Annotated in this window: 19 protein-coding genes; 7 read left to right on the top strand and 12 right to left on the bottom strand. The window is 41.3% G+C overall.

Annotated elements, in window-relative coordinates; genetic code table 11:
• Positions 1 to 23 precede the first annotated feature (23 nt).
• Entirely contained in the window at positions 24 to 860 is an 837-nt protein-coding gene (locus tag RCG24_RS17005; RefSeq protein WP_202654562.1) for a MurR/RpiR family transcriptional regulator, read from the bottom strand.
• A gap of 217 nt (positions 861 to 1,077) precedes the next feature.
• The gene (locus RCG24_RS17000; protein ID WP_202654563.1) at positions 1,078 to 1,791 is read right to left on the bottom strand and encodes a DUF2238 domain-containing protein; all 714 of its coding nucleotides are present in this window, start codon (positions 1,789 to 1,791) and stop codon (positions 1,078 to 1,080) included.
• A gap of 441 nt (positions 1,792 to 2,232) precedes the next feature.
• Here RCG24_RS17000 and ahpC point away from each other — a divergent pair, with 441 nt between their 5' ends.
• Together ahpC and ahpF are read left to right on the top strand one after the other, a co-directional pair.
• Complete coding sequence (gene ahpC / locus RCG24_RS16995; RefSeq protein ID WP_202654564.1) at positions 2,233 to 2,796, top strand: alkyl hydroperoxide reductase subunit C; 564 nt, start codon at positions 2,233 to 2,235, stop codon at positions 2,794 to 2,796.
• Between the two features lie 12 nt (positions 2,797 to 2,808).
• The gene (gene ahpF, locus RCG24_RS16990; RefSeq protein WP_202654565.1) at positions 2,809 to 4,338 is read left to right on the top strand and encodes an alkyl hydroperoxide reductase subunit F; all 1,530 of its coding nucleotides are present in this window, start codon (positions 2,809 to 2,811) and stop codon (positions 4,336 to 4,338) included.
• A gap of 620 nt (positions 4,339 to 4,958) precedes the next feature.
• Here ahpF and RCG24_RS16985 read toward each other — a convergent pair.
• From RCG24_RS16985 to RCG24_RS16970, 4 genes are all read right to left on the bottom strand, one after another.
• Complete coding sequence (locus RCG24_RS16985; protein WP_308077537.1) at positions 4,959 to 5,378, bottom strand: MarR family winged helix-turn-helix transcriptional regulator; 420 nt, start codon at positions 5,376 to 5,378, stop codon at positions 4,959 to 4,961.
• 67 nt (positions 5,379 to 5,445) lie between these two features.
• Positions 5,446 to 6,177 carry an SDR family NAD(P)-dependent oxidoreductase gene (locus tag RCG24_RS16980; protein WP_202654567.1) on the bottom strand — a complete coding sequence of 244 codons (732 nt, stop codon included), beginning with the start codon at positions 6,175 to 6,177 and terminating at the stop codon, positions 5,446 to 5,448.
• Positions 6,178 to 6,488: 311 nt separating this feature from the next.
• Positions 6,489 to 7,235, bottom strand: coding sequence for a DNA/RNA nuclease SfsA (gene sfsA / locus RCG24_RS16975; RefSeq protein WP_308077536.1), 747 nt, complete (start codon positions 7,233 to 7,235; stop codon positions 6,489 to 6,491).
• Positions 7,236 to 7,376: 141 nt separating this feature from the next.
• On the bottom strand, positions 7,377 to 7,715 hold the full coding sequence (locus tag RCG24_RS16970) for an L-lactate permease (RefSeq protein ID WP_308077535.1): 339 nt from the start codon (positions 7,713 to 7,715) through the stop codon (positions 7,377 to 7,379).
• 484 nt (positions 7,716 to 8,199) lie between these two features.
• Between RCG24_RS16970 and RCG24_RS16965 the strand changes: the two genes are divergently transcribed.
• Positions 8,200 to 9,381 (top strand): MFS transporter, encoded by a 1,182-nt coding sequence (locus tag RCG24_RS16965; protein ID WP_308079202.1) that lies wholly within the window; start codon positions 8,200 to 8,202, stop codon positions 9,379 to 9,381.
• A 205-nt stretch (positions 9,382 to 9,586) separates the two neighbouring features.
• Here RCG24_RS16965 and RCG24_RS16960 read toward each other — a convergent pair whose 3' ends face one another.
• The gene (locus RCG24_RS16960; protein ID WP_202654569.1) at positions 9,587 to 10,261 is read right to left on the bottom strand and encodes a uracil-DNA glycosylase; all 675 of its coding nucleotides are present in this window, start codon (positions 10,259 to 10,261) and stop codon (positions 9,587 to 9,589) included.
• Between the two features lie 393 nt (positions 10,262 to 10,654).
• Positions 10,655 to 11,998, bottom strand: a complete 1,344-nt coding sequence (gene brnQ, locus RCG24_RS16955; protein ID WP_308077534.1) for a branched-chain amino acid transport system II carrier protein — start codon at positions 11,996 to 11,998, stop codon at positions 10,655 to 10,657.
• Positions 11,999 to 12,217: 219 nt separating this feature from the next.
• On the opposite strand from brnQ, the gene RCG24_RS16950 reads away from it, so the two are divergent.
• The 3 genes from RCG24_RS16950 to RCG24_RS16940 all read left to right on the top strand — a co-directional run bounded on the left by RCG24_RS16950 (position 12,218) and on the right by RCG24_RS16940 (position 15,821).
• Entirely contained in the window at positions 12,218 to 13,162 is a 945-nt protein-coding gene (locus RCG24_RS16950) for an ABC transporter permease subunit (protein ID WP_202654571.1), read from the top strand.
• Positions 13,159 to 14,136 carry a hypothetical protein gene (locus RCG24_RS16945; protein ID WP_202654572.1) on the top strand — a complete coding sequence of 326 codons (978 nt, stop codon included), beginning with the start codon at positions 13,159 to 13,161 and terminating at the stop codon, positions 14,134 to 14,136. The genes RCG24_RS16950 and RCG24_RS16945 overlap by 4 nt, the downstream gene beginning before the upstream one ends.
• A 563-nt stretch (positions 14,137 to 14,699) precedes the next feature.
• A complete protein-coding gene (locus RCG24_RS16940) occupies positions 14,700 to 15,821 on the top strand; it encodes a M20 metallopeptidase family protein (protein ID WP_202654573.1) in 1,122 nt (373 codons plus the stop codon).
• 89 nt (positions 15,822 to 15,910) lie between these two features.
• Here RCG24_RS16940 and RCG24_RS16935 read toward each other — a convergent pair whose 3' ends face one another.
• The gene (locus RCG24_RS16935; protein ID WP_308077533.1) at positions 15,911 to 17,425 is read right to left on the bottom strand and encodes a malate:quinone oxidoreductase; all 1,515 of its coding nucleotides are present in this window, start codon (positions 17,423 to 17,425) and stop codon (positions 15,911 to 15,913) included.
• Positions 17,426 to 17,941: 516 nt separating this feature from the next.
• Between RCG24_RS16935 and RCG24_RS16930 the strand changes: the two genes are divergently transcribed.
• The gene (locus RCG24_RS16930; RefSeq protein WP_308077532.1) at positions 17,942 to 18,445 is read left to right on the top strand and encodes an SRPBCC family protein; all 504 of its coding nucleotides are present in this window, start codon (positions 17,942 to 17,944) and stop codon (positions 18,443 to 18,445) included.
• Positions 18,446 to 18,513: 68 nt separating this feature from the next.
• Here RCG24_RS16930 and RCG24_RS16925 read toward each other — a convergent pair whose 3' ends face one another.
• The 3 genes from RCG24_RS16925 to RCG24_RS16915 form a co-directional block, all read right to left on the bottom strand.
• Positions 18,514 to 19,191 carry an LrgB family protein gene (locus RCG24_RS16925; RefSeq protein WP_308077531.1) on the bottom strand — a complete coding sequence of 226 codons (678 nt, stop codon included), beginning with the start codon at positions 19,189 to 19,191 and terminating at the stop codon, positions 18,514 to 18,516.
• Entirely contained in the window at positions 19,191 to 19,562 is a 372-nt protein-coding gene (locus RCG24_RS16920) for a CidA/LrgA family protein (RefSeq protein WP_202654577.1), read from the bottom strand. The genes RCG24_RS16925 and RCG24_RS16920 overlap by 1 nt, the downstream gene beginning before the upstream one ends.
• Before the next feature lie 120 nt (positions 19,563 to 19,682).
• On the bottom strand, positions 19,683 to 20,564 hold the full coding sequence (locus RCG24_RS16915; RefSeq protein WP_308077530.1) for a LysR family transcriptional regulator: 882 nt from the start codon (positions 20,562 to 20,564) through the stop codon (positions 19,683 to 19,685).
• Positions 20,565 to 20,778 lie beyond the last annotated feature (214 nt).

Here is a 20,778-nt window from a genome sequence, read left to right as displayed (position 1 = left end):
ACCTTTTTAAAAATACTTTTTTTCTATATTAACAGGGCTTCACCCAATTCCTCATTTAAACTGATATTGGAGATATGCTTGCTGGTTTCCTTATTCTCGGCAATTTCCTCCATATATTTATAGGCAAGTAATTCAATAATCGCAATCATTGAAATACGGGAAGTCATGTCAATGCCGCCAACCTGGATACAATCAGCAAACACATATAAATTAATATGGCTCATATTTTGGACAGGGTTATTATTTGCCGATGTAATCGAGACAACGGTGGCTTTTGATTTTATATTTAATAGTTCAATTTCCCTGATCAATTCCTTATCTTCTCCGCCGTATGTCAAGAAAAACACGAGGTCTGTGTTACGGATGCCGTTTAGAAGCATTTGCCGGAAGTAGTGATCCTCAGGGAAAATAACTTCAAACCCAAAGCCGGAAAAAACATACTCAAAATAATGGGCTACACTTTTGTTTAACCCCCGAGCCATCACGATCAATCTAGGCTTCTCCTTCAAAAGCTGAATAATTTTATCGACTTTGTCATTATCCAGTACACGGACAGATTCATAGATATTTTTTAAGTATTCTATTCGATAATCTTCCTGTGGCACCACAAAAGGGTTATGACTTTCCTTCATGTCCGTATCGGTATATTTAAGGATGGCAATAAATTCGCTGTATCCGGAAAAGCCGATTTTTCTGAGGAAACGTATGATCGTTGCCGGAGATACATAGCATTTGGCAGCCAACTCACGAATGGTGCTCCCCCGTACCTCTTCCATATTCCGAATGATATATTTATACAAATCCTTCTCACTTAAATTTAATGAATGAATATGTTTCGCTGTAATTTCAAAAAAATCCATATTGCAGACCTCCAATATTCTGCGATTACAGTTTAAATATGTAAGCGATTGTATTTTTATTATACCACTTAGTAATACTTATTACATATTACTCTATTAAAATTTTATGACAAAATTAGCAACATTCCAAATTCCGATAACCCCCTACTAAATTTATCAGTAAAACACAATCCGGCCTGTTTCATTTTCACCACCGTGCCGACACCAACCGCCAGGATTATCTTGCTAATTTATATGGCTGATTCCGGTTTCGCTGCAATTTTCGCAAATGAAAATATCCTATTGTTGTGGTCACCAATGCCCCCAAAGCATCAACAATAATATCTTCCATTGTGTCAGCAAGCGCCTCATGACCAAAAAGAATCGTTCCATCGGCGGTAATAAATTTTTGCATATTTGTCCCTAACAGGCTGTCAGCGACAAATTCGTAAATCTCCCAGACCGCCCCGCTGGCGAGAGCAAAGCAAAAGGAAAATAAGGCAACAAAAAAAGGACTTAACTCAATGTTAAGCTTATCCGTTTCATTAAAGAAATTTACCAGGACAAATCCCAATGCCCCTAACATAACAGCACTGAAGCAATGGAGAATCAAGTCCCAATAGGGAATTCTAAAATAAAAATTACGGACTTCCCCAAGATAAATCGCACAAAATAAAAAAATAAAGTAGATAATTTCCATTATGTCTGGTATATCAATATGAAACCGCCGCTCCACCCTTGAAGGAAGAAAGATCACGATACAGCCGAAAATACATTGTAAAATCATCAATACATAATCACTCTTCACTCTTTCAAACTTATGTTGGGCAGGGCCTGATGGGGTGATGAAAAACATAAAAATGGCGTAAATCACTGACATGATCAGTAAACTCAGTACAATACGAAATACCCAGGTTTTCCTTTTCGGATATTTTTTACTTTCCTCGATCAATTCTTCTCCTCCTCTTTATCCTAAACAGTTTCCTGTTATGACCATTCTCATTTCTTAACTTCAAGCAGGGTAGCAGGCTCTTCATTCCTATTATATCGATTACAACTATAAGCGGGGAAAGATTTGTGTAGTCCGCCGATTATTAAAATTAGTGTGATTTTTAACATAATTAGGTTGATTATCTCTTTTAACCTGTTCTATTCTCAGTTATGCACTTGTACAGAAAAACTTTGTCCATAAAGGTGTATTCTTTTACAAAGTGGATAAACTATGTAACAATTAGTATCTAATTAAAATTATTATTACTTTTCGGTTGACAAATTAAATCGTAAGTTTATAATAATTAATATAAATTAAAAATAATTATAGATAACTTAATCCAATCATTATTGGACAAGCTATCTATGATTTAAAAATATCAAATCTAGGAGGAATTTCATTATGTCCCTTATTGGAAAAGAAGTACAACCATTCACAGCACAAGCCTACAAAAACGGTGAGTTCATCGAAGTAACAGAAGCTGATTTCAAAGGTCATTGGAGTGTCGTTTGCTTCTACCCGGCAGACTTTACTTTCGTTTGCCCAACTGAACTGGAAGACCTTCAAGAGCAATATCCAAAACTTCAAGAACTTGGCGTGGAAGTATTCTCTGTTTCAACAGATACTCATTTCACACATAAAGCATGGCATGATACATCAGATGCTATCGGCAAAATTACTTATGCGATGATTGGTGACCCTGCACATGTCCTTTCCAACCACTTTGAGGTATTAAGAGACGGGGAAGGCGTTGCTGACCGCGGTACATTTATCATCGACCCAGACGGTGTCATCCAAGCTGTTGAAATTAATGCAGACGGTATTGGCCGTGATGCCAGCCAATTGATTGACAAAATTAAAGCAGCACAATATGTACGCAACAACCCAGGTGAAGTTTGCCCGGCAAAATGGAAAGAAGGAGCGAAAACCCTTAAGCCAAGCCTTGATCTTGTAGGTAAAATTTAAGGAGTGCATTCCATGATATTAGATGCAGAAATTAAAGCACAGCTTGAACAGTATCTTCAATTAATGGAAAACGATATCGTGCTGAAGGTCAGTGCTGGCTCTGACGAATTATCAAAAGACATGTTAACTCTTGTTGATGAGCTGGCAACGATGTCGCCAAAAATTAAAATAGAGCATGCAACATTAGAGAGAACACCAAGTTTTAGCGTAAACCGTATTGGCGAGGATACCGGGGTCATTTTTTCCGGTATTCCGCTTGGACATGAGTTCACTTCCTTAGTGCTGGCTTTGCTGCAGGTAAGCGGCAGAGCTCCAAAGGTTGATCAGAAGCTAATCGATCAGGTAAAAAGCTTGCAAGGCGAATATCAGTTTGAAACATTCGTCAGCCTAACTTGCCATAACTGTCCTGATGTGGTTCAGGCGCTCAACATCATGAGCGTCCTCAATCCTGGTGTAACGCACACAATGATCGACGGTGCAGCCTTTAAAGAAGAGGCAGAAGCGAGAGGCATCATGGCGGTACCAACTGTTTTCCTTAATGGAGAAGAGTTTGGCAGCGGCCGGATGTCACTGGAGGAAATTCTCGCTAAGTTGGGTAGCACAGTTGATGCCTCCGAGCTTTCTAACAAGGAACCTTTTGATGTCTTGGTGGTCGGCGGTGGTCCAGCTGGTGCCAGTGCCGCGATTTATGCAGCACGTAAAGGCATCCGTACAGGTGTTGTCGCGGAACGCTTTGGCGGCCAAATTTTGGATACACTCGGAATTGAGAATTTTATTGGAACAAAATATACAGAGGGTCCGAAACTGGCTGCAAGCCTTGAGGAGCACGTGAAAGAATACAATGTTGATATTATCAATTCGCAGCGTGCCAAACGCATAGAAAAGAAAGACCTGATTGAAGTTGAATTGGAAAGCGGTGCTGTCTTAAAAAGCAAAACCGTCATCCTATCAACAGGTGCCCGCTGGCGTAATGTGAACGTGCCCGGCGAAGCCGAGTTTAAAAACAAAGGCGTTGCCTACTGCCCACACTGCGACGGTCCGTTATTTGAAGGCAAAGATGTTGCAGTTATTGGCGGCGGTAACTCCGGAATTGAAGCGGCGATTGATCTCGCCGGTATCGCCAAGCACGTCACAGTGATTGAATTTGCTCCAGAGCTGAAGGCAGATTCTGTCCTGCAGGATCGTCTGTTCAGCCTGCCAAACGTAACGGTCGTCAAGAACGCACAAACTAAGGAAATTACCGGAACTGATAAAGTGAACGGGATTACCTATGTTGACCGAGCTACTGGCGAAGAACATCATATTGAATTGCAGGGTGTATTCGTTCAAATCGGCCTCGTACCAAATACCGAGTGGCTCGAAGGAACGGTTGAACGTAACCGCATTGGTGAAATTATTGTTGATAAGCGCGGTGCTACAAGCCTCCCTGGCGTATTTGCTGCAGGGGATTGTACCGACAGTGCCTATAATCAAATTATTATTTCAATGGGATCAGGCGCAACGGCCGCTTTAGGTGCCTTTGACTATCTCATTCGTAATTAATCTATTAATTTAAGAAAAGCGCAAGCACCTTCGGAACAAGCACAGCTTGTTCCTGTGAAACTTATTCTCTCAGTAGCTTTCCTTAGTGGCCAGCTCCGACAAACAAATGTTATTTTACCCTAAAGGTTCGCTTTTTGACTTTTTGGGTAAAAGGTTATTTGACCTCGAGCTGCTTAAGGCTATCGCTTTGCGCAAGATACTCAAGGAAGACTAATCGGGGATGAAAACTAGCTAGGCGCTAAAGCTGGATCCTAGAACAAAGGGGAAAAATAATAGGGGTAATTGGAGAGCAGGTACGGTCTGCTCTCCTTTTTGGTATATCTGCAATTTTTTAAATATATCTGCAGATTTTGCGAAGTTATCTGCGATTTATATGAAGTTATCTGCGATTTTAAAATAAAACTGCAATTTTATATCCTGAAGGAATCTATCAGCGTTGGAATACCTATGGGAGAGAAGACAATATATTGTCCAATCTGTTTGACGGATTAAGTATTTCTGCAGAAGAACTGTTTTCTTATTAAAAACAGGAGCCAAAAAGGAAATAAGCTGATCTTATCAATTTGATCAGCTTTTTCGTTAAGGATTTTAACAGATGTTTTAAACCAAAACCGAGAAACTCATAATGCCCCGTTCAGTTTCTCATAAATTTTTAACAATTGCTCTAGCTCTTGCTTCGTCAACTTTTGAAAAAGATTTTCCCTAAGGGCAACGCCTTCCTTATTGGCTTTATGTACCATGGCTATGCCTTTATCGGAAATGTCCAAATAGATTATGCGCCGATCGGACTCGTCCAGGACTCGTACGGCTAAATTTCTCTTCACAAGTTTTTCCGACAGGTGGGTTAAGGTAGGTGGGGTTAATCCTAAAGACTTGGCAATATCAGAAGGCCGGCTTTTTCCATTTTCCAGCAGATGGGTGAGAACAAGAACATGGGAGATTCCGAGGTCTTCATTGAACTGTTTATTCCATTGAATGATTAGATTATTGGTCACCTTATCCATAAAATGAATAAGCTCAAAAATTGTTTGTTCCTTCATCTAACTATTTCCCTACTTTCTATAATATAGGCCCCTAATCTAGTTAAGGGCCTATATTAAGCACCCATTATTGCGCTGAGAATCCGCCGTCAATTACAATTTCGGCACCGTTGATGTAGGATGATTCATCAGATGCCAAGAATAGGGCCGCATTAGCAATATCCTCCGGCTTGCCTAATCGCTGCAGCGGTGTTGCTTGGATTAACTGACCGAGAAGTTCCTTTGATGTACTTAAAGCTTTTGTCATTGGGGTTTCAATGATTCCCGGGAACAGTGCATTCACACGCACTCCCTGCCAGCCAAAAGTAGTTGCAGCAGCTTTTGAAATCGCCCGTACCGCTCCTTTCGATGCTGAATAATGATTATATCCCTGACCGATTTGTGCGGTATAAGAAGAAATATTGATGATTGAGCCTTGCTTTTGCGCCGCCATATACGGTGCCACATGTTTCATGCCAGCAAAGGGACCAAAACCATTAATCGCCAGCATTTTCTGCCAATCATCCAAATTGATCTCCTGGAATGGTTTTTCCGACGCAATCCCGGCATTGTTAACCAAGATATCAATTTTTCCAAAACGGTCGTTTACTTCCTTCGCTAATACCTGCCATTCTTCATCGGAAGCGACATTTAATTTCATCCCATAAACATTTTTCTTTTGATTAGCCTTTTCCAGAGCTGCCTCATTAATATCTGCAGCAATCACAATCGCACCCTCACTGCTAAATAAATCAACCATGCATTCCCCAATACCGGAAGCTCCGCCAGTAATAATCGCTACTTTCCCCTTCAGTCTCATTCGTATTTCTCCCTTCCCCTTATTGAGATATCTAATTATTTAACATCTAAATATTAACAAATAATTATACGTTTTTCAACTTTGAGAACTTGTTAATATAGACTAAGATTACACAAAAAACAACGGGGTCCAAAACTATAATCCCGCTGTTTTTTGTAATGTAAGGTTCCAGTTAATTAGTAAAAAAAGTGCGATACGTCAATTAAACATGGCTATCTAGCAGTAAAAAGGTGCTATCCGTCAGTTATACATGGTTATTTGACAGTAAAAAAAGCCTCATCCGACAGTAAATTCACTATCAGATACCAAGGTCATAGGCGCGATAAGTAAACCGGAAGCGGCTGGTCCAAAACCAGTTCATCCTCTTTCACAATCGCGTCATAGGCCAAAATCTGCACACCCTCGCTTGCTGCCTGGAATAAGGCAGCCGTGAAAGCGGGATCCATTTCCCGGTTTGGGGAAAACGCATGGCAGCCTTTCATTTGTACGACAAACAGAATCGCCCCTGTATATCCCTCATGAACTGCCTTTGCCAATTCTAATACGTGTTTTGCCCCTCTTGAGGTTGGGGCATCCGGAAACAACGCAACTCCATTTTTCTCTAGCGTTACACCTTTTACTTCAATAAATCCTTTTTCATTTTGCTTTTCAAAATAAAGATCAAATCGGGAAGCGCCAAAGGTCACTTCTCTTTTAAGCGAGTTAACGCAACCTATTTCCTGTATTTTTCCCACTTCTAGAGCCTCAAAGGCGGTCTGATTAGGAGCTTGAGAATCAACGTTTACCCAGCCTCCGTTTTTCGCTGCTGCAATCAGCGAGAATCTTGTTTTCCTATTGGGATTGTCACTCTCCTCCAAGAGGACCTCAACATTATGTTGCAGTAGTTCTTTTAAGCGGCCGGTATTTTTGATATGAACCGTTTCTCTTACTCCGCTTATAAATACCTCGGCGATAAACCGGTTTATACGCTTGTCCAGCCGTCCATGAACTATTTTGCGATATTTCATGTCTTCACTTCCGTACGTTGCTTTATTGGGCATCGTCAGAGATGCTATCATTTTTATGTTACTCATATGCGGCCTATTTTTTCAAATTTAAAAAGATAAAGATCCCCTCATTCAATAAGGCGCTCCAAGCAATCTAATATGGGGAGATCATCCATGGGAACACCTAGGCTTGCAGCATGACCAGAATCCCCACTAACGCCGACAATGCAAGACTATGGAAGAAAAACCGACAGCATTAGCTCCTTCCGTCCAATCCTCGTAAAAGGTTGCGACAACAATACTTTGGGCATCAATCATTTTCCCCCTCACCCCGCCAGTTGAGTTCGAGGCAGCAATCATAACCGGATCAAGCCCAAGTTGATGTGCGATAATTGTCTGCATACTGCCGATCAAGGCGTTGGAGGAGGCATCACTACCCGTTAGAAACACCCCAAGCCAGCCAATCATCGCTGCAAAAAACGGGGTGATTTGCCCTTCATGGCGGAGATGAAGGACAGTTGACCGGGCTTCGATACCGGATTTGTCCTTCATGGCCGGGATGAAAGACAGTTCGCTGGGTTTCGATACCGGATTTGTCCTTCATGACCGGGATGAAAGACACTTGGCTGGGTTTCGATACCGGATTTGTCATTCATGACCGGGATGAAGGACAGTTGACCGGGTTTCGATACCGGATTTGTCCTTCATGGCCGGGATGAAAGACACTTGGCTGGGTTTCGATACCGGATTTGTCCTTCATGGCCGGGATGAAAGACAGTTGACTGGGTTTCGTTGCGAGATTTGTCCTTCATGGCCGGGATGAAAGACACTTCGCTGGGTTTCGTTGCGAGATTTGTCCTTCATGGCTGGGATGAAGGACAGTTGACCGGGTTTCGTTGCGAGATTTGTCCTTCATGGCCGGAATGAAAGACAGCTAACCAAGTTTTGTCGCAGCTATTGTCCTTCATAAGGCCTTTTTATTGCTTTTATAAAATTGTATTTTCCTGATATGATAGAATCATTGGGAGGTTCTATGATGAATACACAACGCTGGATGAGCAGACAGTTTTTTAGTTTTTATTTAACATGGGGGGTTTTTCTTCCCTATTGGACCGGGTGGATGATTCATACAAAGGGAATTACGATTTCCCAAGCCAGTTTGATTATGAGCTTGGGGCTGGTTGTCCGCGGACTATCGACCTTATTTGCCTTTCCTTATTTATCAGTGAAATTTAGCAGCCGAACTTTGCTAAAGGCAATGACCCTCGGTACGCTTATTGCCATTCTTGGTTACATACCGACAGCTACCTTCACCAGCCTGCTAATGATCACCTTACTTTTACATATTGTTTATCCCACCTTGATGCCCGCTTTGGATAGTGCGGCCGGAGTCCTTGCACAGAGCAAGCAGCTGAGAGATTACGGAAAAAGCCGTTCTTGGGGTTCGATCGGCTTTGTCGTAGCCGGCATGATCTTAACTGTCTTTACAGGGAAGTTTGGGGACGAAGTGATTTTATGGGCGCTGTTAATCGGTACAAGCGTATTTGTGTTGCTTGGATTTATGCCTGCACCCGCAGTTTTATCAGAAAAACTACAAACTGAACAAGCAAAAAAAGGCGGCATGCTGCGATTATTTCGCGTTAAATACTTTGGCCTGGTGCTCGTCATTGTGATTTTACTGCAAGCGGCACACGCTTCTTATTACAGCTATGGATACATCTTCCTACAAGACATTCATGCGCCCCAATATTTAATTGGCGTGATTTTAAACATTGCCGTCATCGCTGAAATCATTTTCTTTTCCATTGCCGACCGGGCTTTCGGGAAATTTTCAGCAGGCTCGTTACTTACATTGGCGGCACTTGGATCGACCGTTCGTTGGATCCTGGTATTTGCCTTTCCCAATGTCGTGATGTTCTGCATTGCCCAAACATTGCATGCATGCTCATTCGCGATGGCACATTATGCCTTTATGAAATACCTCATTAAAAATGTCCCGCACGAACAGGTCTCAATGGCGCAAGGGATGTACTCGGCGCTGGCACTTAGCTGGAGTACAGCAGTTTTCACGATATTCGGCGGTTATTTATACGCAATCGAACCACAATACGCTTTTATCGGGATGATTACATGCACTATCCCGGCAATGTTACTAGCGCTTGTTTATCAGAAAATGGCTAATCAAAAGGAAGCTCGAATCAAAAGATCTGCCAGTTAATCAAGACGGGGGCCATTTTGAATAATATCAAAATGGCGCCCCTATTTTTTGAACTTGGGAGCTCCAGCTGTCGTTAAATTTTTTGGGAGACGATGGACCTGGTTATATGACCTCTAATTAATAACGCTTTATTCAGAGGGGGGGGTAGGTAACCTAGCTCATTGATTTTTCGAGCTATAATGCCCCAGGCTCTAAAATTAGCAAGCTACAGATTTGGTATTTGCCAATCAATTTCTTGCATGCCCAGTTTCCGCAAGATTGCATTCGTGCGGGAAAAGGGTCGGCTGCCAAAGAAGCCCCGATTGGCGGAAAATGGACTTGGGTGAGGCGACTTGATGATATAATGCCGTGACGATGTGATCAATTGCTGTTTTTGTTGAGCAAAATTACCCCAAAGAATAAACACAACCGGCGTTTCTCTTTGATTCAATGTTTCGATCACTTTGTCCGTAAACATCTCCCAGCCAAGGCCTTTATGTGAATTGGGGATTCCCGCCCGGACGGTTAATACCGCATTGAGCATTAGTACCCCTTGCTCCGTCCACTTTACGAGATAACCGTTATTAGGAATATAGCATCCTAAATCAGTCTGCAGCTCCTTATAGATATTTTGCAAGGATGGCGGAATGCCTACGCCAGGCTTAACGGAAAAACTTAATCCATGTGCCTGCCCCGGTCCATGATAAGGATCCTGGCCAATAATGACGACCTTCGTGTCATTATACGGAGTGTAATGCAACGCATTGTAAATATCATACATGTCCGGATAGACCACACGCGTTTGGTATTCATGCAGCAAATTTTTTCGTAACTGTTGGTAATATGGTTTCTTGAACTCTCCCTCAAGCAAAGGTGCCCAATCATTTTTTAAAATCGCCATTGTCACTCCACACTCATTTCTGTAGTTGATACCTCTGCTCCAATTATAAAATTAAAATATTTCGAGTATCAACCTTTATGGACATCCATTTCGGGCTGTTAGAGCCCGGCTACTTGACCGAATGCTACAAGACCAGCGCTTTTCGGGCTGTTAGAGCCGCCTTGCCAAAAGGGCAAGACCAGGCGAATACTTTTTCAAGGAAATTAATTGATTGCTTCAAAAATATTGTTACAAATCAATTGTATAGTTTTGAACAATATTTGAAATGGACAAACATCCGCCTGTGATGGACATATTTTTTACCAAAACTATAAACATGAAAATGGAGCCTATTCTTAGCTGTAAGGCTCCATTTTTGTTTTTCTTCATTTATTCGGAAGTTACAGGGGCACTTTAGGCTGCTTTCTTCTCCATTGTTTCCGTAGTCGACTTATATTTTTCCACAAGGCAACCTATTGTAAAGCCAAGCAATCCGGGAATCACCCAGCCAAAGCCCATATTTTGTAAAGGAACATTCGATAATAATACTGAAAGGGAACCATGCAACCATTGTGAGTTGATGACTTCCACCAAGCTATATAAGCCGACTAGTCCAATGGTCATAACATACACCGGACGTTGATGAAAAGGTAATCGATCATGCGCCAGGCCCAAAATAATTAAGGCAATAACCATTGGATACAATAAGCCCAAGATCGGTACCGATATTTTCAATATCTGAGATAGACCAAGATTCGCTACTAAGCCGCTGATTACACATAAAAGGATCGCCCATTGAATATACGATAATTTTTGGAAAAGGCTGGAGAAAAATTGAGCACATGATGTGATCAAGCCAATACAAACGCTTAAACAGGCTAAGGTAAAAATGACTCCTAATACAACTGTTCCACTAGTCCCAAACAATTGCTGTAATACCACGCTTAATACAATGGCTCCATTATCCACTTTTCCCGTTATCGAAGCTGAAGCCCCCAAGTAGGCAATAATCAGATAACAGATCGATAAAAGTAGCCCGGATATGAGTCCAAATCGGACGAGATAATTTACCTGCAAGGACGGCTTGGTAATGTTCTTATTTCTAAAAATTGTCGTAAAAAGGACTCCGTAAATTAACGGACACAGTGCATCCATTGTTTGATATCCATCTAAAAAGCCTTGTGAAATTGGATTCTCTTTATAAGCTAAAGCAGCTTCTTTAAATTGAGCCATGTCTGTAAATAACGCTTTGATAAAAATAACAATCATTAACACTAACAAAGTCGGTGTTAAAACCTTCCCAATTCTATCTATTAATTTCGATGGCGATTTTGCAAACCAAAAGACGATACTAAAAAAGACCACTGTATAAACCAAAAGTGCTAACGGTGAGGAGCCAATTACATTAGGTAAGAAGGGTTTGACTCCCATTTCATACGCAAGGCTGCCTGCGCGAGGAATGGCCAGCCCCGGCCCGATTGATAGATAAATGACGATTGGAAAAAGGAACGCAAAAACTGGATGAACCCTATTTAATAAAGATTCGAATGTGCCTGATTTGGCAATCGCGATAAACGCTAATACGGCAAGGCCCGCATCTGAAATAATAAAGCCAATAATCGCTGCCCAGACATTTTCGCCAGCAGCCTGTCCTAAATATGCCGGAAAAATTAAATTTCCTGCGCCGAATAATATCGAGAATAACATAAAGCCAATAAACAGGATTTCTTTATTGGTCAATCGATTCAATCGTGCCACCTCAATCTAAAATTGCTATATTAAAAACATTTTTATATTCTATCAAATATCTATTCAAGTTAGAATCATCTTCAAAAAAATACTAATATTTTTCAATAAATTAGCAAGAGTTCCCAACCAAAGAGATAGAAATTGGATATAGTTTGAATTAACAGACTAATCTGTAATACAATGAAATCAGCATACTTTTATCCCCAATTTTTGGAGGTATATAAATATATGAATCTCTTTTTTCGCCTTTTTGGCAGCCTTTTACTTTGGGTTAGTATGGCACTCATTGTGATCTTAATTGTTTTATTGCCGAGAGATACACAATCCCAACGAGTGGGTGTTAAAGATGTGATGTCCTACCATTTTACTTGGGATAACTATAAAAACAATATCTATCATTACGCAGAAGAAGTGAAAACGACAAAAAGCCTTGGAACGACGGTTTTTAACCAGCCTGTTGAGGTTGAACTGTGGCTTTACTTTAAACGCAGTATGGTCGTTTTGATTCCTGCCATGTTTCTCAGCATCCTTCTCGGTATTACAAAAGGTGTATTTGATTATCGGCTGCAGCGAAACAAACTAGGGCGTTTTTTCGGCAGGGGATCGACCTGGCTGGGGCAGGCCGTGCCTGATTTTTTTCTGGTTTTCCTTGTCCAGACCCTGTTATCTTTAGCAATGAGTCACGGTTTTCCACGATTGCGGATGTATGGGAATGAGGAATGGTACAGCTTTTTATTTCCGATCGTATTTTTAAGCATGTATCCAGCGTTTGTGATTGCCAGGTATACGTTTCAAGCATTAGAAGAGGAAGAAGAAAAGGGCTATGTTCATACCGCAAAGGCAAAAGGGGTTCCTGACCGTACCATCCTTTGGAAGCATATGCTAAAAAATTGTTATCCCAAATTGCTGCAGCACTATATGCCAATTATTTTACTATTATTTTCCGGCATGTTCGTCGTAGAATTTTTAACATCGTACCATGGAATAGGTTATCGATTAATAGCAGCCATCCAATTGAAGAGCAAGTTTGCCGCTGGACAGGCATTGCCAATTGACGTGCCTGCTGTCATTGGCTTTAGTTTATTAGTGATGGTTCTGTTGCTGGCTGCCCAATGGACTGGCCAAATCTTGGAATATTTTCTTAATCCTAAAAAAGGGGGCAGGGCTTCATGAGGAGAATACTCTCTTTATGGATTGGCATTATCGGCTGCGGTTTCATCGCCTTCATTTTTTTGTTTGGACCGTATTTGCCCAATGTTGACCGAGATGTCACCCCTCATAGCTATATTGTCGGGCCGGAGAGCAATTTGGATTTTATCCTGCCGCCATTTCCACCAAGTAAGGAATTCCCATTAGGTTCTGATAAGAAGGGACGAGATATCTACAGTGCCTTGATCATGGGCACCCGCAGTACCTTAACAACTGTGTTTACGATTTCGTTGATTACTTTTTTGCTGGCGCTTCCCTTCGGTGTCGCCGCCGCCCACGTGAAATTTTTCCGGGTCCTATTGCAGGGATGGAATTACCTATTCTCCCGCATACCCGTATTCTTTTATCTTGTGATCATTTCAACGATTCCCTTCTTTATTCTTTCACCACACCGGGCGTTTTGGATGATCAGCTTTTTGGTTATTTTTGAATTAGGAAAAGTCGGGGAAGTGGTATATAAAGGGGTTTCACTTATTCAAAAAGAAACCTTTTATGAAGCAGGGATTGTATCGGGTTCACGGGTTTGGGGCTTGTGGAAACGATATTATTGGCCAGGCTGCTACCCGCAGTGGGTCGCTTATTTTATCCAGCATTTGGGCAGCATGTTATTTTTGCTGGGGCAGCTTGGCATCTTTGGAATATTCATTTCACAGACTTTTTTACAGCAAATAGACGGTTCTTACTTAATTGATAACACTGCACTGATTTGGCCGATGTTTTTGTTTGATGTGTTAATTGATATGGATGCCTACCCATGGGTGCCATTATTCAGCTCGCTGATGATCACCTTATCGATGTTTTCCTTTGTCGCTTTAGGGGAGGGAATATTGGAATATCATTCAAGAAAATACAAGGGCTTGCTATTGCCAAGAAAACCGTTCTTTTCTTGGCGGCGGACGATGAAACGAGAAGCACTGGGGCAGGCCCGAAACCACTAAATAGAGCGAGGATATCCCAAAAGGTAAATTTCTGTGGTCCGGGCACCTAGACTGCTTCTACTTGACCGAGACTAGGAAAACATCCGCTGTCAGGGTACTTAGGCTACTTCTAGGAACAGTGAAAATTTCAGCCGCACAAGTTCGTAGTCAGGTCGTCTCTACAATACCAAATTATAAAATTATACAAAGAGGCTGTCTCAATGGTGTCTGGCACACCTTTTAAGACAGCCTTTTTCGTCCTCCCAGTTTTAACAGGAGGTTCTGGTTTGAAAGCTAAACGCTTGTTTCAGAAGTTATTTGTCAAATTACTAAATCAGTAATACCATTTGCGGCGTGTTTGTCCCTTGCTTAAAAATTCGATAATCAATATAATTTATTCATGTTTGGTTACCGATGAAATAAGAACGGGACTTAAAAAAATTCCCGCACATCGAAATTTTTGACTATATGACATGATATCCATCCACGCTTACGAAAGGGTGGGGGACTTGCCAATAAACTTAGGTGTTTGCTGACAGGTTCGAGCCAACAAGCCATCAAAGCTATATTAGGAGTGATTTCAAATGGATCAAAGGAATTTAGCTTTAGCGATTCAATTACGGCATGAATTACATGAACATCCAGAGCTCTCCAATGAAGAAGTATGGACAAAGCAACATTTATTAGAATTCTTGCAAACTCATACGAGCAACCTGAAAATTGTTGATAAAGGAAATTGGTTTTATGCTATTTATCAGGCTGGCAATAATAAACCGAATATTGCCTTCCGAGCTGATTTTGATGCCTTGCCGATGGATGAGGTCATTGATCTCCCATGGGCTTCAAAATTCCCGGGAAAGGCACATAAATGTGGACATGATGGTCACTCCGCTACATTAGCAGGCTTTGCCTTGGAAGTCGACCAAAAAGGGGCTGACAAAAACATTTTCTTCCTATTCCAGCCTGCTGAAGAAGTCGGCAATGGCGCGGTTCAATGTCTGTCGATGTTAAAAGACGAAAAGATTGAAGAAATTTATGGTTATCACAATATGAGTGGGATGCCATTCCAATCGGTAAATGTCCTTGATGGCAATATTCAATGTGCTTCCACCGGGATGATTATTAAATTTGAAGGGGCACCGGCTCATGCAAGCCAACCGGAAACGGGGATTAATCCTTCGTTTGCGATTGCGAAAATCATTGATGCGATTCCTGGATTGACGGAAAACAGGAAAGATTTATTACTTTGCACCATTGTCCAAATTAACGTTGGGGAAAGAGCATTCGGCATGTCTGCGTCCAAAGGGGAACTGCTGTTGACGATTCGGGCCTTATATGAAGCAGATTTGGAAGAACTCCGCGGCAGCTTGGAAAAACTGGCTCATGAGGAAGCTGCAAAAGCTGGTTTAAAAGTTAAGATTGAATATAGTGACTCATTCCCTGAAACGAAAAATGATAAGGAGTGCGTGGATAAGGTTCGTGCTGTTGCCAAAAAGAAGGGGATCGCCCTTTATGAAATGAAAGAAGCACTGCGGCCTTCCGAGGATTTTGGTCACTATGCTAAAGTAGCCAAAGCGGCCTTCTTTTTCGTCGGAAATGGGGAGGATTATCCTCATATTCACACATCTGAATATGATTTTCGTGATGAAAATATTGAAATCGCCTGTGAGGTATTTAAAGGAATTGCAGGTATTAGCGAGGACTAACCGGATCTCGATTAAGCGCCAAATTTTCGAAATCAAAAGGGGCTGTCCAAAGGTTAGGCGTAAAAACCTTTGGGCAGCCCCTCTATTATCTAAAAATTGGCCGTTACCTGTAACTGAACTTTTTCGCTCAGGCCAAGTGCCCGTGCGGTTGAAGTCTGAACCTCGTGGAAAAGTTCGGGATTTTCTGCCAGTGACAGGCCATAAGATGGAATCATTTCTTTTATTTTTGGTTCCCACTCACTTAGATGCTGCGGGAAGCATTTTTTAATCACTTGAAGCATAACGTGAACGGCCGTAGAAGCACCTGGAGAGGCGCCGAGTAATGCCGCGACTGAACCATCAGCGGCACTGACAACTTCCGTGCCAAATTCAAGCGTTCCTCTGCCGCCGACAACTGTATCTTTAATAACTTGTACACGTTGGCCGGCGACGACGATATCCCAATCTTCGCTTTTGGCATTCGGAATAAATTCCCGCAATTCTTCAATCCGTTTTTCTTTCGATAACAAAAGCTGTTGAATCAAGTACTTTGTTAATGGAATGTTCTTTGCACCAGCTGCCAGCATCGTGATCACATTGTTCGGTTTTACCGACCGGATTAAATCCATATTTGAACCGGTTTTTAAGAATTTAGGTGAGAACCCGGCAAACGGTCCAAATAGCAACGATTTTTTATTGTCGATATATCGTGTATCAAGGTGCGGCACAGACATTGGCGGAGCACCAACTGCAGCTTTTCCGTATACCTTTGCATGGTGCTTCTTGATAACTTCCGGATTGTTGCATACGAGGAATAGTCCGCTTACCGGAAAACCGCCAATATGTTTGCTTTCAGGAATACCGGTTTTTTGCAGTAAATGCAAGGATCCGCCGCCGCCACCGATAAAGACGAATTTGGCCGAATGGCGTTCAATGCTGCCAGTATCGATATTCCATACCTTCAATTCCCATGAACCGCTTTCAGTTCGTTTTATATCCTCAACTTGATGTCTATAGTTAATATCTACGTTTTGATTCTTTAAGTGGTCAAACAAACACCGCGTTAAAGCTCCAAAGTTAACGTCAGTGCCAGAGTCGATTTTTGTAGCCGCGATAGGCTCCTTCGATGTGCGACCTTCCATAATAAGCGGAATCCACTCTTTTAATTTTTTCGGATCATCGGAAAACTCCATCCCTTGGAACAAAGGATTGTTCGTTAGCGCTTGAAAACGTTTTTTCAAAAATGATACATTTTTTTCCCCTTGTACTAAACTCATATGAGGCAGCGGCATGATAAATTCGTGTGGATCACGTATCAATTTGCTGTTTACAAGATAAGACCAAAACTGCCTGGAAACCTGAAACTGTTCATTGATTCGAATTGCTTTACTAATATCAATGGAACCATCCGGTTTTTCGACAGTGTAGTTTAGCTCGCATAATGCAGAATGCCCCGTTCCCGCATTGTTCCACTCGTTAGAGCTTTCCTCCCCAGGATTATCGAGCTTCTCAAACACAGTAATGTTCCAGTCCGGTACCAATTCCTTCAAGAGCGTCCCCAAGGTGGCACTCATGATTCCGGCACCAATTAAGATAACGTCTGTCTCAGTTTGTTTGCTACTCATTTTCCCCATCCTTATCCCCTAAGATTTGCAGAAAAGGTGCAGTTTCCCCCGGTTAGACGTCAAACATGCTAGAGCGCAACCTGGTCACGCATCTTTCCTGAATCATTTATAACCTTATTATAGTCTATCACTATTATTTATAGATTTGAAACATTTAATATAGTTAATAAGCTATTTATATGTTGAAAAAATAAGAGACCGCTGCAAGACTCAAACAAACAGAAAAACAAAGCTCAACCTATATTCTTCCATTGGTTGGGACTTTGTTCTAACATCATTTGTTTTAGTTGTTTTCAAAACCCTTATATGTATTATATAACAGTTCACAAATTTGTAAAATATTTTGTTGCATTTTTATAAAAATATGGTAGATTCTTCACATTTATAACACATATTGAAAAATTATGCCTCCAATATTAAAACTCGCCAGAACTAACGCGGTACAAATCCCCCTTTGACCACAAAAACATATAAATAAATGAACGTCTGATATTGCAATGGAAAGGAGGAAAAGGTATGCCAAACGGGATGTATCAAGTTGAGGTGGATTTACCGATTCAAAAGGTTTGGGAGTTTGTTAAGGATATGGATAACTGGGCGCCGCTTATACCAGGATATATTCAACATCGGAGATACACGAACCGTCAGTCCAGTTGGGAATTTAATAGTATTATTGGATTTATTAAGAAAAGAATCAGTCTGATGGTAACGATAAAAGAATGGGTGGAACCGACAAAGGTTAGCTTCAATTTAAAAGGCATCAATGAGAAATTCACAGGTGAGGGATTTTTCTTGGCAGAAGCAACTGCTCCTAACAAAACAAGAATAACGGGCCTGCTTGAAATCACTGCCAGTGGACCAATGGGGCCACTGGTCAATCAGGCATTAAAGTCGTATCTTCCTAAAGTAACGGAAGAATTTGTTACCGCCATCGCTACCAGATTAACAGAGAATGAACTGAAAATAATTTATAATCTTAAGTCCACTCACCAAAAAGGGGCCAGTTCACTTTTACCTTAACGTATGAAGGAACTGACCCTTCCCATCTGCCATCAACTTCTTCATGGAGCAGTTGTGAAAAACAGCTGCTAATTTAGTAAAAAAGGAATCAGCAGCACCCCCCAAACCAAGGTGATACAAGCGGCAAAAATCATCGCTAAGGAAGAAAACGTTGCCTCTTGTTTTCCGTATTCCATCGCCTTATTGGTACCGACACCGTGTGCTCCCATCCCCAAGGCGAGACCTCTGGCAATCGGTGTTTTAATGGACAGCCATTTGAGAACACTTGGGCCAACAACACCGCCAATGACACCGGTTATAATCACAAAAACAGTCGTCAGGGTTGGCAAGCCGCCAATTTCCTTTGACACCTCAATGGCGATTGGTGTCGTAATCGACCGTGGCAGGATGGAGATAATAAAATCATATTTTAAATGAATCAATTTTGATAACAGCAATGTTGTAAAAATCGCTACAAGTGTTCCAGCAGTAATGCTGACAATGATGGTGCCAATATATTTTTTTACAATTGGCAGGTTCTTATATATAGGCACGGCAAAAGCTACCGTGGCAGGGCCAAGCATATGTGACAGCCATTTCGAATCCTGTAAGTACTGATTAGCTGAGACATGTGTGATGGAAATAAGTACAATCAATAGAATCGGCGCCAACAATAATGGATGAAAAAAAGGAATGGCTATTTTTCCATAGGTTTTTTTGGCAAATATATAAATGATATATGTCGCTAACGTAAATACAACCATCATCAATGCTGTTCACTACTCCTCTTCCTGGCCGTAATTTTTTCAGCAGTCAGGGCAGTCATCCCCATTACAATCATGGTACTAACAGCAATCAGTACAACAATTTCTACTCCCTGCATACTGATGATTTGCTGGTAATTGACAATTCCCACTGCTGAAGGAATAAAAAATAGCAGTAATTCTGCCATTAACCAAGTTGCCCCTTGTTCCACCCATTCGATTTTTATGATATGACAGCTTAGAGCGAGAAACAGCAGACCTAACCCGAACATGGAGGCGGGGATTGGCAGGGGTATGACTTGTTTTAATACCACACCCAAAAAGAGAAAAACATGTAAAAATAATACTTGTATAATAATGATTCCTAGTTTCAATGTAAGATAACCTTCCTTTATGTGTAAGTTTCCATAGCTGTATATGAACTAGGAGTCAATATTACGACGTTTTCTGCCATTCGTAAAATACATATTAAGAATATGTTTCATAACTTTGGGTTATAATTTTTCGTTTAAAATGAATTCAATAAATGTCCTGCCTGCATTGGAAAGATAGCGTCCCTTTTTGGTAATGACAGCGAGCCGCCACATGATGGTCGGTTTCAGGCTGAGAATTTCAATGTCCTTGGCCAACAGCCGCTCACAGATGGACTGTGGCAAAATCGTTAATCCCAAATTGGCAGCAACCATCTCTGACATCAAATCCCACTGGGAGCTTTTAAACAGGATGTTGGGTTCAAATCCAGCAATAATAAAAAAGTGATTGCGAATTATTTCGTTTAAGGCAAATTCCTCATGATAAAAAATAAATTCCTCATCCTTTAAGTCCTTTATATTTACTTCCTGACGTGTCGCTAACGGATGGCTCTGATGGACAATCAGCTTCATTTCCTCCTCGACAATGGGGTAGACATTAAAGATCTGCTCATTTAGAGGCAGTACGGCCACACCAAGCTCAAATTCGCCTTCTTCGACACTCTTCACCACCCTGGCCCCGCCATATTCGGTAATATCCATTTTAATATTGGGGTATGCCCGGTGAAATTTCGCCATAACCTGTGGGAAAAATAAGCTTCCAATAAAGGGTGGTAATCCAATGTTTAACTGTCCTATAGAGAGATTCGTCAAATCACTGAGGGTTAATTGCATTTCATCTACCAGTGCCGTCATTTTTTGGGCATATTCCAATACCACATTTCCAGCATCCGTTAAATGGCTTGTTTTATTGGAACGGATCATTAAATTTGTCCCCAATTCGTTTTCCAATGACATAATCGACTTACTCAAAGCCGGTTGAGAAATATGCAAATGTTCCGCTGCTTTGGTAATGCTGTTATGCTTGGCCACCTCAATAAAATACATTAGTTGTCTTAGTTCCAATGCAGATCCCTCCTGGTGTTTATCAATCATTCCTGGATTCATAATCTATGGTGTACCAAAATATAAAGCTTAAATCAATAGGAAGTGCCTGCACCACCTAATTGTTTAGAAGAATTTCTTAAAATAACAGACAGTGTCAGGCACTTATATTTTTGGGGTTAGTGAAAGCCTCAGTAAGAAATGTAGGATATTGATCGCTAGTTTGTGTCACCAA

Source organism: Neobacillus sp. OS1-32 (assembly GCF_030915425.1).
Classification (GTDB): Bacteria; Bacillota; Bacilli; order Bacillales; family Cytobacillaceae; genus Neobacillus; species Neobacillus paridis.
Note: the sequence above shows the minus strand (reverse complement) of the source record. Positions and strands in the feature narration are given on the sequence as shown.

What these genes read in the sequence shown, in the direction of transcription:
- RCG24_RS16970 (WP_308077535.1), bottom strand. Translation starts at nt 7,715, where the DNA reads ATGAAGGACAAATCCGGTATCGAAGCCCGGTCAACTGTCCTTCATCTC.
- RCG24_RS16925 (WP_308077531.1), bottom strand. Translation starts at nt 19,191, where the DNA reads ATGATGGTTGTATTTACGTTAGCGACATATATCATTTATATATTTGCC.
- RCG24_RS16930 (WP_308077532.1), top strand. Translation starts at nt 17,942, where the DNA reads ATGCCAAACGGGATGTATCAAGTTGAGGTGGATTTACCGATTCAAAAG.
- ahpF (WP_202654565.1), top strand. Translation starts at nt 2,809, where the DNA reads ATGATATTAGATGCAGAAATTAAAGCACAGCTTGAACAGTATCTTCAA.
- RCG24_RS16935 (WP_308077533.1), bottom strand. Translation starts at nt 17,425, where the DNA reads ATGAGTAGCAAACAAACTGAGACAGACGTTATCTTAATTGGTGCCGGA.
- RCG24_RS16985 (WP_308077537.1), bottom strand. Translation starts at nt 5,378, where the DNA reads ATGAAGGAACAAACAATTTTTGAGCTTATTCATTTTATGGATAAGGTG.
- RCG24_RS16960 (WP_202654569.1), bottom strand. Translation starts at nt 10,261, where the DNA reads ATGGCGATTTTAAAAAATGATTGGGCACCTTTGCTTGAGGGAGAGTTC.
- RCG24_RS16980 (WP_202654567.1), bottom strand. Translation starts at nt 6,177, where the DNA reads ATGAGACTGAAGGGGAAAGTAGCGATTATTACTGGCGGAGCTTCCGGT.
- RCG24_RS16950 (WP_202654571.1), top strand. Translation starts at nt 12,218, where the DNA reads ATGAATCTCTTTTTTCGCCTTTTTGGCAGCCTTTTACTTTGGGTTAGT.
- sfsA (WP_308077536.1), bottom strand. Translation starts at nt 7,235, where the DNA reads ATGATAGCATCTCTGACGATGCCCAATAAAGCAACGTACGGAAGTGAA.
- ahpC (WP_202654564.1), top strand. Translation starts at nt 2,233, where the DNA reads ATGTCCCTTATTGGAAAAGAAGTACAACCATTCACAGCACAAGCCTAC.
- RCG24_RS16945 (WP_202654572.1), top strand. Translation starts at nt 13,159, where the DNA reads ATGAGGAGAATACTCTCTTTATGGATTGGCATTATCGGCTGCGGTTTC.
- RCG24_RS17005 (WP_202654562.1), bottom strand. Translation starts at nt 860, where the DNA reads ATGGATTTTTTTGAAATTACAGCGAAACATATTCATTCATTAAATTTA.
- RCG24_RS16940 (WP_202654573.1), top strand. Translation starts at nt 14,700, where the DNA reads ATGGATCAAAGGAATTTAGCTTTAGCGATTCAATTACGGCATGAATTA.
- RCG24_RS16965 (WP_308079202.1), top strand. Translation starts at nt 8,200, where the DNA reads ATGAATACACAACGCTGGATGAGCAGACAGTTTTTTAGTTTTTATTTA.